Genomic DNA, 14473 nt, shown 5'->3' with positions numbered 1-14473 from the left:
CGGATGGAGACAAGGGCCGACCACGACGCGGTCGACCAGGCCATGGAGGCGTTCGCCGCCGAAGTCGCCCACTGGCGCGAGGTGCGCGGACTCTCCAAGCGCGGGCTGGCCGGGAAGATGGGCTTCGACCCCTCGTACGTCAGCCACATGGAGTCCGGCCGCCACAAGCCGACCGAGGAGTTCGCCCGCCTCGCCGACGAGACCCTCAACGCCGGGAAGGCCATCTGGCGGCGCTGGCTCGACTACGACGCCGCCCGCTCCCGCAGCCGCACCCCGACCTCGCCGCCGGCGCCCCGTCGTTCCGAGCAGCCGTACGCCTCCGGGGCCGCGATCGTGGTCGAACACGATGAAGCCGCACTCCAATTCGACGGCTCCATCTACCGGTTGACCATGCGCCGCCGCCTACGGAACACCGGCGCCGAGCCCATTACCCGCTACCTCATCCGCATCGCCGTCGACCGCTACCCCGGCGAACCCGAGCGATCCAACGCCCACTACCGTGAGCACCCACTGACCTGGGGCGAACTGGCTCTCACCGCTTCATGTCAGGGCGAGGACATGCGATGGCAGGCCAAGCACGACCGCGACGCCTTCAAGGAGGTCTGGCTCCTGTTCGACAACGAGCACGGCCGCTTCCCGCTCTATCCGGGCGAGGCCACCTGGATCGAGTACGCCTACAGCGTCGGCGCCGACAAGTGGGGCCACTGGTTCCAGCGCGCCGTCCGCCTGCCCACCGAACACCTCGCCGTACGCCTCGACTTCCCCGCCGCCCTCGACCCAGTGGTTTGGGGCACCGAGACCTCCATGACCGCCGAGGCCGCGCCGCTTCGCACCGCCGTCAGCCGCCACGACGAGGGCGAGCGTCGGCACTTCGCCTGGGCCACCGACGACCCTCCGCTGCACGCCCGCTTCCGCCTCGAATGGCGCTTCCGCGCCACCGCCAACAACCAGCAACACACCAAGGAGACCAGGTGATCGAGGTGCGGCCCAGCCAGCAGATGCAGTCCCTCGGCGTCATCCAACAGGGCACCCCCATCCTCAACCGCCCCGCTGAGCCCTTCGACCTCCCGGCCGAACGCGCCGCCGCCCAGGCCGTCATCGACGAACTCTTCGCCGCCGTCGACCGGATCGGCCGCGTTCACTCCTTCGCCAAGGGCATGGGCCTCGCCGCCCCACAGATCGGCATCCCCCGCGCCGCCGCGCTCGTTCTGCCCTCGACCGTCGGCGCCGAACCGATCATCCTGCTCAACCCGAAGATCACCGCAGTCTCCGACGAGACCGACGAACAGTACGAGGGCTGCCTCAGCTTCTTCGACGTCCGCGGGATGGTCCCCCGCCCCCTCCGCATGGACGTCACCGCCACCACCCTCGACGGCACCATCATCACGGTCACCTACGAGTTCGGCCTCGCCCGCCTCATCGCCCACGAGATCGACCACCTCGACGGCCTCCTCTACACCGACCGCATGCGCCCCGACGTCCACCCGATCCCGGTCGAGGAGTACCGGGGTACCGGCTCGAAATGGGCCTACTAGATCAGTAGAGTGGTAGGGTTACCGTTCCAATTTTGCGGCACCAAATAGTGAAAGCATGGCCCCCGGATGGTCTCAGATGACTTCCAGGTCTCGGCATTTAAAAAGACCAAAGGCGCTATTTCCGACGGAATGGTCGCTTTTTCTTCGATGTCTGGTGTCGGCGTCGCTCGTTTTTTGCTGTGCTGAGATTTTCTCGCACGGCTCGGGTTTGCGGGTGATGTACTCCTAGTACTCGCCGGCAGTCGGCGAGGGTTTTCTCGTACATCGGGATGGCCAGCTTCAGATTGCCCGCTAGCCGATGGGCGTAGGCGAGGTTATTGCGGGACGTTAGAGTGTTTAGGTGATCTGCGCCCAAAACTCGAACCCACCCTGCAATTGCCCCCTCATGTAGCGGGATTGCTTGCTCCGGATTCCCTGAAGACGCGTATGCACTCGCGAGGTTATCCTGCGCGGTCAGAGTTTCAGGATGCTCCTCGCCCAAGATTCGGAGAAAGCTGGTGAGGACCTGTTCGTAGATGGGAATGGCCCGCTCTAGATCTCCTGCTTGCCGATATGCGGTGGCGAGGTTATTGCGCTTAATTAGGGTCTCAGGGTGTTCATCGCCCTGCACCCGGATGCCATCGGCCAGAGCGCGCTCGCACAGTGGGATCGCGCGGCCAGGGTTTCCTGCCTGGCGGTAAGCGGCGGCGAGGTTGCTGCGCAAGGTTAGTGCACCAGGATGGTCCTCGCCTATGACTTGCGCGTAGACCTCTAGGGTTTGTTCGTACATCCTGATCGCTCGATTTAGTTCCCCTGCCAGGCGGTATGCAGTGGCAAGGTTGTTTCGAGTAGTCAGGGTGCTAGGATGCTCTTCGCCATGGATCTGAATACACTTTTTGAGTGTCGTTTCGTACAGCGGAAAAGCCTGCTTCATTTCCCCGGCCGACACATAGGCGTATGCGAGGTTGTTTTGTGCCGTCAGGGTGTTAGGGTGCTCCTCGCCAAGGAATTTAATGCTGTCCGCAAGGGAATCACTGTAAAGTTGAGTGGCTCGTCTAATGTTGCCTGCGGCGTGGTGAGCGGTGGCCAGGTTATTGCGGATAGAGAAGATCCCCAAGTGGCCCTCGGGAAGGGTTTCAAGGGAATGGGTAAGGGTTTTCTCAAATAGTTCTATTGAATCTCGAAGGTTCCCCGACAGCTTGTATGCGCCAGCAAGAGCACCTTGTGTGACCAAACGGTTGGGATGGGTCACTTCTGGGGCTCGAGTATGGCTCGCCAGAACGCTTTCTAGTATCGGGATAGACCGTTTCGGATCTCCGGTCAATTGGTACGCTTGGGCTAGGTTGACCCGAGCGGTCATAGTGTCCGGGTGGTCCTCCCCCAGTAGGTGGGCGCTGTCGGTGACGAGCTGCTCGAACAATGGCGCTACCCGCTTTAGCTCACCCGCCAGTAGATATGCCTGAGCAAGATTGTTCCGTGCGGCAAGCGTGTCCTGGTTCTCCGGGCCAACCGTCTGTTCGAGGATTGCCAGAGCGCGTTGGATGCGCGGGAGAGCGCGGTCGATTGAGCCTGCGCGAAGGAGAAACTGACCCGTCTGGCTAAGGAGGCGGGCAGCGTCGGTGGTGTCGGGAGCAATTGAGGGGCGGTCGGAGAGGGCGTCGATATGAGGGAGTAAAGCGCGCCAGACGGGCCACGAACTCGGGTCTTCTGCATTGCCGTCAGGAATGGCGTCGGCTAGGCCAGCAGTGGCCTGGATGCGGGCATCTGCGATGTCGGCGGCTTGACGGTGAGGATCAGCCGGATCGGGAGTGCGGGCCACTGCTTGGACGAGCCGGTGGACCGTGAGGGATTCGTCGTGGAGAGTGATCATGCTGTGCGCCGCCAGCCGCCCGAGGGCACGAAGCAGTGCGGGGGCCGGTGCCAAATTAGTCAGGAGACTGCGGGGAATGGCGTCGGAGGCGTACCAGGCCAGAATCCGCAGGATCCGCCCTGAAAGCGGCTCGTCGGCCATACGGTCCAGCGAAAGGTGCCAGACCCGAGCCACGGTGCGTGATGCATCGCCGCCTTCGGTGGCGCTGGCATATAGGTCTGCCGGGTAGCGTGCCAATAGGTCCAGATATGCGCGCGGAGTGGTGCCGGTTTCGGCACAGAATGCGGCAGCCTGTTCCACTGCCAAGGGCAGATACCCCAGTGCGGCGCACAACTCGTCAGCACCGCCGGCGTCGCGGAATCCCTGGCCATGGGTAAAGATTTTGATGAACAGCGCGACGGCATCCTCATGGGGGAGGACATCCAAGGCGACTTGGCTTGCCGTACCATGCCAGCCGGTGGCCCGTCGACTAGTGATTAGGAACCTGCCAGTCGTTGCCCTCGCCAGCAGCGGCTTGATGTCTGCGGGATCGGCCACATTATCCAGGATCAGCAGCCAGCCCTTGTGACTGGCGAGCCACTGTAGCGCTCTCTCGCAGAGTGCTTCTTGTGGAAGTACTTGAGCCAGTGCGGGTTGAAGCGCTGTGGCTAAGAGGGCCAGACCAGCTTCGATAGATGTTGAGCTGTCCGCAGTGATCCACCAGACTGGGCTGTAGTCAGGAGCCCTGGTGGCGGCCCAGTGGGCTGCCAGTGTAGATTTGCCGATCCCGCCCATACCGTGAAGGGCCTGAACGACCACGGCTCCTGGGACAAGGACCGCTTGGTCGAGTAAAGCCAGCTCCCGACTACGGCCAACGAATAGCCCCGGAGCCCGTGAGACATTTGTCAGCCCTGGCGGGCAGGCCAGCGACGCTGGTGGTGTAAACGCCTCGTTGGGCAAGGTGATTGCCTGCTCGAACTGAATCCCGATTGCGCCGGCGCCGGTTATTGCCTGCTTGATGTCTCGACCTGCAGCGATCGCCCCCTGTCCAGAGGCACTCACTAAAGGCCCCGATAGGACACGAGGCGTAGCAGGCTTGCCGTGGTCCAAGCCGCTCATGACGATGTGGGTGGGGTCGCTGTATCCCCAGTAGAGGCGTATCCGATGTCTCCGCCTGCAGCAACGGACCGGTCCCCTGACGCTCGTACTGAACCGCGCGGTGCTGTTCTTGTTGACCCCAGGAGTCCTACTTCGCCCGGCGTTGACTGTGCGGAGTCGCCAGTGACGACCGTGCCGATGCTCCCGCCAGCCGCGACTGAGCGATGTCCTGGCGCAGACGTTGAAGGCCCGCGCGGCGTCTGTGCGGGTTGGTTTCCGAAGAGTGTGTACACAGAGATCCCGAGGCCTGCCAGCGCGACGATGGTTCCAGCGATGCTTGCCATTTGACCGGCCGTATCCAGATCTAGCGTCACTGCAACCACGATCAGCCCAACTGAGGCTGCAGTCCCGACTGCAACGCCGGACCAGCCCCATGCGTTCGTCCGTCCCGTCATGCAGCCATCGTTGCTCACGGGGCTTAGTTATGTGGCGGAATGCTGAGACTTCCCTCAACCTGGAGGACCGCCTATGCGGTCGGCCCACGTGGCTGACGTGCTGAGTGTGACGTGACGCGCAAGCCCAGTCTCTCAACCGCCGCGTAGAACATGTGTAAGCGACAGCCGGAGCCCACATGCGTCAGCCCTCGGGCCTGCCCATCGGCGGATCAGGTCCGCGGAAGGTGGGGCGTGGGCACATCGCCAGAAGGTGGCTGGCCTAGCGATCGGGAGCCTGCGAAAGCTACATCGCAGCCAAGTTGGTTTGCTCGGTGGCAGGTGGCGAGCCGAGATCTTGGGTCTGAGTGATTGAACATGGCGACAGGTTCCGGCTTGGTCCGCAGACAGTCCGCAGGACGCTCGACCTTGGCCGTCGCTTGCCATCGTTCACCAACCAGGAAGTTCCTGGTCAGAGGCATGATCGGCTTTCCGTCGCAGGTCGGGTTCGGCCGACATTGGTTCCGCTTCAACGTCTGACCGGGTAGCGCAACTCCCGTACGAGGGGCCGGACTTCCGTCGAAAGTCCGGCCCCTCCGGCGTTGTCCGGCCCGGCTCCGCGACGTCCAGGAGTGGTACGCTTTCCCGTACCACTTTGCGGAAGGGGTTGCCCATCATGTCCATCACCGCAAGCGAGGCGCGCCGAGATCTCTTTCCGTTGCTCAAGAAGGTCAACGAGGATCGCGAGGCCATCGAGATCGTCTCCAAGCACGGGAATGCCGTGCTCGTCTCCGCCGAGGACTACGCGGCCCTGCGCGAGGGCTCGTACCTGCTGCGCTCGCCTGCCAACGCCCGGCGGCTGCTCAAGGCGTACGAGAACGCCCTGGGGCGGACGAACCTCGCCGAGCGTGAGCTGATCGACCCCGACGTGGCCGACTCGGGGCCGGGTGCCAGGTGAGGCTCGTCTTCGAGGAGCAGGGCTGGGAGGACTACACCTCTTGGCTCAAGAGCGACCGGAAGATCCTCGCCCGGTTGAACAGGCTCATCGAGGAGACCCTGCGGGACCCGTTCTCGGGCATCGGCAAGCCGGAGCCGTTGAAGTTCCACCTGCCGGGCGCCTGGTCGCGGCGGATCGACGACGAGCACCGCTTGGTCTACCTGGTCACGCAGGACGAGATCATCGTCCTCGCCGCCAGGTACCACTACTGATCACGGTTCGCCGGAGGGGCCGGACTTCCACGGGAAGTCCGGTCCCTCCGCGTTGTCGGTCAGGGGTGGACGGTGAGGGTGAGGGTGCCGTCGGGGGACGGGGTGACGGTGACGGCGGTGAGGGTGGGGGCGAGGGCGTCCGGGTGGTGGGCGGCGGCGCGGGGGCCGATGCCGATGACGCGCATGCCGGCGGCGCGGGCGGCGGCGATGCCGGCGCCGGAGTCCTCGAAGGCCACGCAGTCGGCGGGGGCGAAGCCGAGGGCGGCGGCGCCCTTGAGGAAGCCCTCGGGGTCGGGCTTGCTGGCGCCGACGGACTCGGCGGTGACCAGGACGGGCGGCATCGGCAGGCCGGCGGCGTCCATCCGGACCCGGGCGAGGGGGAGGTCGGCCGAGGTGACCAGGGCGTGCGGCAGGCCGGCCAGCGAGGCGAGGAAGGCGTCGGCGCCCGCGACCTGGACGACGCCCTCGGTGTCGGCCCGCTCCTCGGCGAGCATCAGCTCGTTCTCGGCGAGGTTCTCCTCGACCGGGCGGTGCGGCAGCAGTTCGGCCATGGTCGCGTGGCCCTGGCGGCCGTGGACGACGGTGAGCGCCGCGACGGGGTCGAGGCCGTGCCGCTCGGCCCAGCGGGTCCAGCAGCGCTCGACCACGGCGTCGGAGTTGACCAGGGTGCCGTCCATGTCGAGGAGGAGGGCGCGGGTGGTGAACCGGACGGGGGTGGCGGTCATGGGGCGGCTCCTGGAGGCGGGGCGGAGAGGTGAGCTCTTTGTTCCTCGATGATACAAAAGATCACGGGAGCAGGTGGGCGTTGACCGCCCGGGCCTCCTCGGCCAGCTCCGGCAGTTCCACCACCTCGACCCCGGCCGCCTCCAGCAGTGCGGTGCCCTGGCAGTCGGTGACGAAGAGGTCCGGCTCGCGCCAGGCGACCACGACCCGGGGCACGCCCGCCGCGATGAGCAGCCGGGCGCACGGCACCGGGCGGGAGGCGCGCTGCCCGCAGGGCTCCAGGCTGCTGTAGACGGTCGCCCCGCGCAGTCGGGGGTCGCCCGCCGGGAGCTTGGCCAGGGCCGCCTCCTCGGCGTGGTCGTGCGCGTCCGCCTCCCGGCTGTAGCCCTCCGCCAGCACCTCGCCGTCGGCGCCGACGACCACCGCCCCGACCGAGAAGGCCGTCCCCGAGGGCGGGCAGCGGCGGGAGAGTTCGACGGCCCGGCGCAGGTGGTCGAGGTCGGTGGCGGCGGGGTGGGTCACGGCGCGGGCTCCTTCGGGGCGTACCTGAGCAGGACGACGTCGCCCACCGTACGTGCCTCCAGCAGCCGCATCCGCCGGGTCGGGCCGCCGGGGAACGCGGCCGGGCCGACGAACCGCGGCGCTCCGGGCTGGCCGACCAGCAGCGGGGCGACGGCCAGCTGGAGCTCGTCCGCCAGGCCCTGGGCGAGGAACTGGGTGTGCACCCCGCTGCCGCCCTCGACCATCAGCCGGCGCACCCCGCGCGCGCCCAGGTCGTCCAGCACCGCGCCGAGGTCGACCGAGTCGCCGAGCGAGACCACCTCGGCCAGCCCGTCGAGCCGGGGCCGCAGCACCGCCGCCCCGGCCGCGGTGGTGTAGGCGAGCTTCGCGCCGCCGGTGTGCCAGAACCGCAGGTCGGCGCCGAGGGCGCCGCTCGCGCTGAGCGTCACCTTCAGCGGGTGCTCGGGCCGCCCGGCGGCCACCCGGGCGGCCCGTCGCGCGGGGTCGTCGACCAGCAGGCGCGGGTTGTCGGCGCGCAGGGTGTTGCCGCCGACCAGGATCGCGTCGGCGGCCGCCCGCTCCTGGTCGACCCGGTCGAAGTCGGCGGCGCCGGAGAGCAGCAGGCGGTCGGGGGAGGCGTCGTCGAGGTGGCCGTCGAGGGAGACGGCGGCGCTCAGCAGGACGAAGGGGCGCTGGCCGGGGCCGGGCATGGGCGGACCGTTCTGTCGGGACCGTTCGGGACCGCTCGGGACCGCTCGGGGCGGTTCGGTCGGGCGCCTCCACGGTACGGCCGCCGGTGCCGGCGGGGCCGCCCTCCGATCGCTATGTGAGACGGTTCTTCTCGCCATGCGGGATGGAGCGTAGCGTCGGGGCATCGCGGAAACGGAAACGCCGACCACGTCTCAGGGGGACCCCATGCCCGGACCGCAGCCTGCCGCCGCCTACACCCACGGCCACCAGGAGGCCGTGCTGCGCTCGCACCGCTCCCGTACCGCCGCCGACTCGGCCGGCTACCTGCTGGCCGAACTGCGGCCCGGCCAGGCGCTGTTGGACGTCGGCTGCGGCCCGGGCACGATCACCGCCGACCTGGCCGAGCTGGTCGGCCCCACCGGGCGGGTGGTGGCCGTGGACGCCTCCGCCGAGGTGCTGGAGCAGGCCGCCGGGTACGTCGCCGGGCGCGGTCTGGCCAATGTCGTGTTCGAACTGGCCGACGTGCACCGACTGCCGTACCGGGACGGCGAGTTCGACGTGGTGCACGCCCACCAGGTGCTGCAGCACGTGGCCGATCCGGTGGCCGCGCTGCGCGAGATGGGCCGGGTGACGGCGCCCGGCGGGCTGGTCGCCGCCCGGGACGTCGACTACGCCACGATGACCTGGTTCCCGCAGGCGCCGGCGCTGGACCGCTGGCTGGAGCTCTACCGGCGGACCGCCCGGGCCAACGGCGGCGAACCGGACGCCGGACGGCGACTGCTGTCCTGGGCCCGGGCGGCCGGTCTGACCGACGTCACCGCGAGCACCGGCACCTGGACGTTCGCGACGCCCGAGCGGCGCGCGTGGTGGGCCGGGATGTGGGCGGACCGGGTGACCGGGACGGCCTTCGGCCGGACGGCGGTGGAACGGGGCTTCGCGGAGCCCGCCGAGCTGGAACGGATCGCGGCCGGCTGGCGGGAGTGGAGCGCCGCCGGCGACGGCTGGTTCTCGATGATCCACGGCGAGGTCCTGGCCCGGGTCGGAGCGGAACGGCCGGGGCCGTCATGACGGAGCGGCCGGAGCGGCCGGGTCGGTAACGGCGGGGCGGTAACGGCGGGGCGGGCGTTCGGAAAGATCAGGTAAAGTCGCGCGACCGTTCAGCTCGGGCCCGTCCGGCCCGCGGGGCGGTGTCGAGAGCCGAAACGCCGAGTCGAGGCCCGCCCCGGCGGGCCGGGGGAGTCCACGTGTCCGAGCCTGAGTCCGCGCCGCCCGCCGCTCCGGGGCCGGACCCGCGGGTGGACTTCCGCAAGGACCCGGGGCCCGCCGAGGAACGGGCCGCGGCCGCGCGGCCGCCGGGCCCGGCGGAGGCCGGACCGGCCGACCCCTGGGCCCCGCCGGTCGAGGCCGGCCCCCCGTCCCCGTCGGCCCCGTCCCCACTGGCCCCGCCCCAGCCGCCGCCCCCGCCGCTGCCCGCCGGCGGCTGGGCCTCGGTGCCGCCCTCCGCCGAGTCCGGCCTGCGGCCCGGCCACCCCCACCCCTACGCCCATCCCCGGCCGGGCCCGCCCGCGCAGCCGTACCCGCACCCCTACCCGCCGTACGTCCTCGACCCGTACGCCCCCCGGCCCGAGCCGCGCACCAACGGCTTCGCCGTCGGCTCGCTGGCGACCGCGCTGAGCCTGCTCTCGCCGGTGGCCCTGGTGTTCGGGATCCTCGCGCTGGTCCAGATCAAGCGGACCGGCCAGCGCGGCCGCGGCATGGCGGTGACCGGCCTGGTGCTCGGGGTGGCGGGCACCCTGCTGCTGTCGCTCCTGCTGGGCGCGGGGGACTTCGGCCCCGCGCGGAACGGACGGGGTGACCGGTACGCGGCCAAGCCGCCCGCCGGGTCGGTCCGCTGGTCGGCGCTGAAGGCGGGGGACTGCTACCTCTCCTCCGGGACGAGCGGGCAGCCGGACGAGAACGGCGACGAGACGGTGTACTGGGTGCGCCGGGTGGCCTGCGCGGAGCGGCACAACGGCGAGGTGGCCGGCACCGTGAAGGTCCCGGAGAGCAGCGGCGCCTACCCGGGCGCGACGGTCGTCCGCGAGCGGGCCGCCGCCCTGTGCCGCAGGGTGCTCGACGACTACGCGCTGGACCAGTGGGCCGTCCCGGACGGCATGGACGACGTCTACCTCTACCCGAGCGCGGGCAACTGGGCGGCCGGCGAACGGTACGTCACCTGCGGCTTCGAGGACCCGGACGACCAGCACCTGGGGACGGTCCGCACCGACCGACGCAGTCTGACCTCCGTCCAGCTGGCCTACCTGGAGGCCGTCCGGGGCTTCAACGCGGCCTACCTGGACACCCCGAAGCAGGACGTGGCGGTCGCCGAGGCCGAGTACCGGTCCTGGGCCCGCCGGATGGCCGCCGCCTCCCGGGCCGAGGCTGCCGCGCTGCGCAAGCCGACGGCGGAGTGGCCGACCGACGTCCAGGCGAAGATGGACAAGCTGGCCGAGACCCAGTCCCAGGCGGCCGTCGCCTGGGACGCCGCGGCCTCCGGCGGCGACGTGGCGGGCGACCTGCGCCGGGCCCGGGCGCTGGTCGCCAGGACGGTGCCGGTCAGCGTGGACATCCGGCGCTCGCTCGGCCTGTCCACCGGCGAGCAGGTGCCCGACCTCCGGGTCTGAGCCCGCCCGCCCCGAGAGGGCGGGGCCGGGCGCCGGGTTACCCGGCGTTAACCCCGCCCGTACCTGCCGGTAGCGCGGGAGCCGTAGGGTCACCCCGGTGTCCCCGGCCCGACCCCCACGCCGGCCGGGGACACCGCGCCGGACCCGGACCCCGGTCCGGACCGGGGTCCGGACCGGGGTCCGGGCCCGAACCGCGCCACGGCCGGGCCCCACCCGCTACCCTCCCGCCATGGGCACCTTTCGGGTGATGCGGCAGGACGACAACGGCAACCGCTTCCTGGTCGCCGGGAACCTGGCCGAGGCCGAGGCGCACCGCCTGGCGGCCGAGTTCGAGGCGCGCGGCCACAAGCAGCTGTACTGGGTCGAGGCCCAGGACCAGGACCCGGCCCCGTAGGGTCGGGGGCATGGAACAGGCCGGTGAGACCACTGTCGGAACCCCGCCGAGGATCGTCGTCGGCGGGGTGCTGATCCGCGGCGGCCGGGTGCTCGCCGCCCGCCGCAACGCGCCCGCGTCGGTCGCCGGCCGCTGGGAGTTCCCCGGTGGCAAGGCCGAGCCCGGCGAGACCGAGGCGCAGGCGCTGGAGCGCGAGCTGCTGGAGGAGCTGGGCGTACGGGCCAGGGCGCTGCGGCGGCTGTCCGGCGGGTGGGCCGTGCGGCCGGGGCTGGAGCTGCGCTTCTGGGCCGCCGAGCTGCTGTCCGGTGAGCCGAGCGCGCTGGAGGACCACGACGAGCTGCGCTGGCTGGGCCCGGCCGAGCTGGATTCGGTGGACTGGATCGGGCACGACCGCGAGGTCCTGCCGCAGGTCGCCGAGCTGCTCGCGGTGGCGGGCGACGCGCAAGCCGCCGGATAGGTCAATCGGACAAGACGACCCGGTGGCCGGGATAGCCTGGGTTCTGCTGGGTATGTCGCCTTTCGACACCATTCGTCACCATCGGTGAGCCGCCCCAGCCGGCGACGCCGATCCCGACCAGAGCCGGAGGCCCCGTCGGTGTCGACAACCGGGAACGGCGGCGGGGGAGCGCGCCGGGCAGGCACCGCGGGAGGCGCCGCCGCCCGCGCCCGGCTGCGCCGCGCCGCCCCCGCGGCCGCCCCGCAGCCGCCGTCGTCCGGCCGCCGCCGCGGCGGCTCCGACGTCCCGGGCCGTGCCCAGCCGGTCCAGCCGGCGCCGACCCTGGCCGTCCCCGAGCCCGGCGTCCGGCCAGCCCTGCGCGGCCGCCCCGGCCGGCCGTACCCCGGCGGCCCGGCGGACGCCCGGCAGGGCCTGGCCGCGCCGCCCGGGGGCAGCCTGCTGGACATGCTCAAGGTCGCCATCGCGATCCTGGACACCGCGGGCCGGGTGGTGCTGTGGAGCCCGGCCGCCGAGGAGCTGCTCGGCTGGCCGAGCGAGCTGCTGGTCGGCCGCCGGATCGACGAGCTGATCCCGGACCAGGAGCAGGTCGCCCGGATCCGGACCGCGGTCCAGGACACCCTGCGGCACGGCCGCTGGGCGGGCAACGCCGAACTGCGCGACCGGGACGGCGTGCCGGTCGCCGTGGACGCCCGGATCTCCCTGCTGGTGGACGGCGACGGCACCCCGTTCCTCCAGGTCAACCTGGCCGAGGCGGCGGCCGTACGGGCCGTCGAGCGGGACCTCGCGGTGCGCGACGCGCTGTTCGAGCAGTCCCCGCTGGGCATCGCCATCCTGGACACCGACCTGCGCTACACCGCCGTCAACCAGACCCTGGCCGAGATGAACGGCGTCGCCCTGGAGGACCACGTCGGCCGCACCACCGGCGAGACCCTGCCCGAGCGGGCCGCCGACGAGATCACCGCGATCCAGCGCCAGGTGCTGGCCACCGGCGAGCCGGTCATCGACGTCACCCTCGCCTCCCCGGTCACCACCCGGGCCGGCTACCGCTCGATCTCCTACAGCCGGATGACCGACCGGGCCGGCCGGGTGCTCGGCATCTCCGGCACCGTCATGGATGTGACGGAGCGTTACCGGGCGGTGGCCAAGGTCGAACACGCGCGGCGGCGGCTCTCGCTGCTCAACGAGTTCGGCTCCCGGGTCGGAGACCTGCTCGACGCCGCCCGGATCGCCCAGGAACTGGCCAACTCGGTGGTGCCCCGGCTGACCGACCACTCCGCGGTGATCCTGCTCCAGGCCGTCGCGCACGGTGACGACCTGCCCCGGCACGGCCACGACCGGCGCACCTCGCTGCTCCAGCTCGGCACCGCCTCGGTCCAGGACGGCCCCGAGGTCGAGGTGATGCTCCGGCGCGGCGCCCGGATCACCTTCGCCGAGGACTCCGCCTGCGGCCGGGTGCTGCGCACCGGGGTGCCCGAACTGCTGTCCGGCGCCGACCAGCTGGACGACGTCACCTACCCCGGCGACCCCAAGATGCAGGCCGCCCACGACCTGGGCGTGCACTCGATGCTGGTGGTCCCGCTGCGCGCCCGCGGCATCGTGATCGGCCTGCTGCTGGTCAGCCGGGCCGGCTACCGCGAGGGCTTCGACCGGGACGACCTCGCCTTCACCGTCGAACTCGCCGACCGGGCCGGCAGCTCGCTGGACAACGCCCGGCTGTACGCCCGCGAGCGCACCGCCGCGCTCACCCTCCAGCGCACCCTGCTCCCGCAGCAGGTCCCCCAGCCCACCGGCGTCGAGGTCGCCTACCGGTACGTGCCCGGCAGCAGCGGCACCGAGGTCGGCGGTGACTGGTTCGACGTCATCCCGCTGCCCGGCGACCGGACCGCGCTGGTGGTCGGCGACGTGATGGGCCACGGCCTGCGGGCCGCCGCCACGATGGGCCGGCTGCGCACCGCCGTCCGGGTGCTGGCCGCCCTCGACCTGCCGCCGGACGTCCTGCTGCGGCACGTCCACGAGCTGGCCGACGACCTCGCCCAGGGCCCGGACGAGGCGCTGCTCGCCACCTGCGTCTACGCCGTCTTCGACCCGGGCACGGCGAAGCTGACGGTGGCCAAGGCCGGGCACATCCCGCCGGTGCTGGTGGTGCCGGGCGAGGGGGCGGTGGAGCCGACCCGCACCGGTGGCCCGCTGCGCGGCGGGGCCGGGCGGATCCTCGACCTGCCCTCCGGTGCCCCGCTCGGCGTGGGCGGAGTTCCGTTCGAATCGGTCGAACTGAAGATCCCCGAGGGCAGCCTGCTCGCGCTCTGCACCGACGGCCTGGTGGAGTCCCGGGACAAGGACCTCGACGTCGGCCTGGGCCGGCTGGTCACCGTGCTCCAGGAGCCGCACGCCTCCATCCAGGCCGCCTGCGAGGCGGTGCTGGACACCATGGAGCAGGGCCGCGAGCCGGACGACGTCGCCCTGCTGCTGGCCCGGCTCGGGCACGGCCAGGCCGGTACCCCGACGGCCGGCTGGACGCTGCCCGCCGAGCCGACCGCCGTCTCCCGGGCCCGTCGGCTGGTCCGCGCCGCGCTCGCCGAGTGGGGCGTCGAGGACCTCACCGACACCGCGGAGCTGCTGGTCAGCGAGCTGGTCACGAACGCCGTCCGGTACGCCAGCGCCCCGATCGGGGTCCGGCTCACCCTCGGCGAGACCCTGCTGGTCGAGATCTCCGACCCGCTGCCGGACCCGCCCCGGGAGCGCCACGCGGCCGAGGCCGACGAGGGCGGCCGGGGCCTGGAGCTGGTGCACCGGCTCGCGCTGCACTGGGGTGCCCGGGCCGAGGGGATCGGCAAGGTGGTCTGGTTCGAGCTGGCACTGCCGGGTAGTGACACCGGCGAGGAGTGACGCGAGTAGAGCGTCCGGACCGTCGGGAGAACCGTGCTGCATATGCCAACGGGCGCTC

At 71.0% G+C, this 14473-nt stretch carries 11 protein-coding genes and 1 pseudogene; 9 read left to right on the top strand and 3 right to left on the bottom strand.

Annotated elements, in window-relative coordinates; genetic code table 11:
* Positions 1-3: 3 nt before the first annotated feature.
* Both ACFY2K_RS22160 and ACFY2K_RS22155 read left to right on the top strand, forming a co-directional pair.
* Entirely contained in the window at positions 4-975 is a 972-nt protein-coding gene (locus ACFY2K_RS22160; RefSeq protein WP_387713385.1) for a helix-turn-helix domain-containing protein, read from the top strand.
* Positions 972-1535, top strand: a complete 564-nt coding sequence (locus tag ACFY2K_RS22155; RefSeq protein ID WP_387713382.1) for a peptide deformylase — start codon at positions 972-974, stop codon at positions 1533-1535. Before ACFY2K_RS22160 ends, ACFY2K_RS22155 begins: the two co-directional genes overlap by 4 nt.
* 115 nt (positions 1536-1650) lie before the next feature.
* On the opposite strand, the gene ACFY2K_RS22150 is transcribed toward ACFY2K_RS22155, so the two are convergent.
* Entirely contained in the window at positions 1651-4182 is a 2532-nt protein-coding gene (locus ACFY2K_RS22150; RefSeq protein WP_387713379.1) for a tetratricopeptide repeat protein, read from the bottom strand.
* A 1386-nt stretch (positions 4183-5568) separates the two neighbouring features.
* Here ACFY2K_RS22150 and ACFY2K_RS22145 point away from each other — a divergent pair.
* Together ACFY2K_RS22145 and ACFY2K_RS22140 are read left to right on the top strand one after the other, a co-directional pair.
* Entirely contained in the window at positions 5569-5850 is a 282-nt protein-coding gene (locus tag ACFY2K_RS22145) for a type II toxin-antitoxin system Phd/YefM family antitoxin (protein WP_380527853.1), read from the top strand.
* On the top strand, positions 5847-6101 hold the full coding sequence (locus ACFY2K_RS22140; RefSeq protein ID WP_387713376.1) for a Txe/YoeB family addiction module toxin: 255 nt from the start codon (positions 5847-5849) through the stop codon (positions 6099-6101). The genes ACFY2K_RS22145 and ACFY2K_RS22140 overlap by 4 nt, the downstream gene beginning before the upstream one ends.
* A 59-nt stretch (positions 6102-6160) precedes the next feature.
* Here ACFY2K_RS22140 and ACFY2K_RS22135 read toward each other — a convergent pair whose 3' ends face one another.
* Together ACFY2K_RS22135 and ACFY2K_RS22130 are read right to left on the bottom strand one after the other, a co-directional pair.
* Complete coding sequence (locus tag ACFY2K_RS22135; RefSeq protein ID WP_375884684.1) at positions 6161-6826, bottom strand: HAD-IA family hydrolase; 666 nt, start codon at positions 6824-6826, stop codon at positions 6161-6163.
* 61 nt (positions 6827-6887) lie between these two features.
* Positions 6888-8035, bottom strand: a pseudogene (locus tag ACFY2K_RS22130) (dihydrofolate reductase family protein).
* 205 nt (positions 8036-8240) lie between these two features.
* On the opposite strand from ACFY2K_RS22130, the gene ACFY2K_RS22125 reads away from it, so the two are divergent.
* The 5 genes from ACFY2K_RS22125 to ACFY2K_RS22105 all read left to right on the top strand — a co-directional run bounded on the left by ACFY2K_RS22125 (position 8241) and on the right by ACFY2K_RS22105 (position 14415).
* Entirely contained in the window at positions 8241-9083 is an 843-nt protein-coding gene (locus ACFY2K_RS22125; RefSeq protein WP_375884686.1) for a methyltransferase domain-containing protein, read from the top strand.
* A 176-nt stretch (positions 9084-9259) separates the two neighbouring features.
* Positions 9260-10678, top strand: coding sequence for a DUF4190 domain-containing protein (locus ACFY2K_RS22120; RefSeq protein WP_380527860.1), 1419 nt, complete (start codon positions 9260-9262; stop codon positions 10676-10678).
* Positions 10679-10907: 229 nt separating this feature from the next.
* Positions 10908-11072 (top strand): SPOR domain-containing protein, encoded by a 165-nt coding sequence (locus ACFY2K_RS22115; protein ID WP_375884692.1) that lies wholly within the window; start codon positions 10908-10910, stop codon positions 11070-11072.
* 10 nt (positions 11073-11082) lie between these two features.
* On the top strand, positions 11083-11529 hold the full coding sequence (locus ACFY2K_RS22110; protein WP_375884695.1) for an NUDIX domain-containing protein: 447 nt from the start codon (positions 11083-11085) through the stop codon (positions 11527-11529).
* Positions 11530-11667: 138 nt separating this feature from the next.
* The gene (locus ACFY2K_RS22105) at positions 11668-14415 is read left to right on the top strand and encodes a SpoIIE family protein phosphatase (protein ID WP_375884698.1); all 2748 of its coding nucleotides are present in this window, start codon (positions 11668-11670) and stop codon (positions 14413-14415) included.
* Positions 14416-14473: the final 58 nt, after the last annotated feature.

The sequence above is a fragment of the Kitasatospora sp. NPDC001309 genome, from assembly GCF_042896295.1.
GTDB lineage: Bacteria > Actinomycetota > Actinomycetes > Streptomycetales > Streptomycetaceae > Kitasatospora.
The sequence above is the reverse complement of the archived record's forward strand: the minus strand, read 5'-3'. Positions and strand labels throughout refer to the sequence as shown.

Excerpts from the sequence above, each read along its gene's own strand:
- ACFY2K_RS22160 (WP_387713385.1), top strand. The coding sequence starts at position 4 with ATGGAGACAAGGGCCGACCACGACGCGGTCGACCAGGCCATGGAGGCG.
- ACFY2K_RS22145 (WP_380527853.1), top strand. The coding sequence starts at position 5,569 with ATGTCCATCACCGCAAGCGAGGCGCGCCGAGATCTCTTTCCGTTGCTC.
- ACFY2K_RS22135 (WP_375884684.1), bottom strand. The coding sequence starts at position 6,826 with ATGACCGCCACCCCCGTCCGGTTCACCACCCGCGCCCTCCTCCTCGAC.
- ACFY2K_RS22125 (WP_375884686.1), top strand. The coding sequence starts at position 8,241 with ATGCCCGGACCGCAGCCTGCCGCCGCCTACACCCACGGCCACCAGGAG.
- ACFY2K_RS22115 (WP_375884692.1), top strand. The coding sequence starts at position 10,908 with ATGGGCACCTTTCGGGTGATGCGGCAGGACGACAACGGCAACCGCTTC.
- ACFY2K_RS22110 (WP_375884695.1), top strand. The coding sequence starts at position 11,083 with ATGGAACAGGCCGGTGAGACCACTGTCGGAACCCCGCCGAGGATCGTC.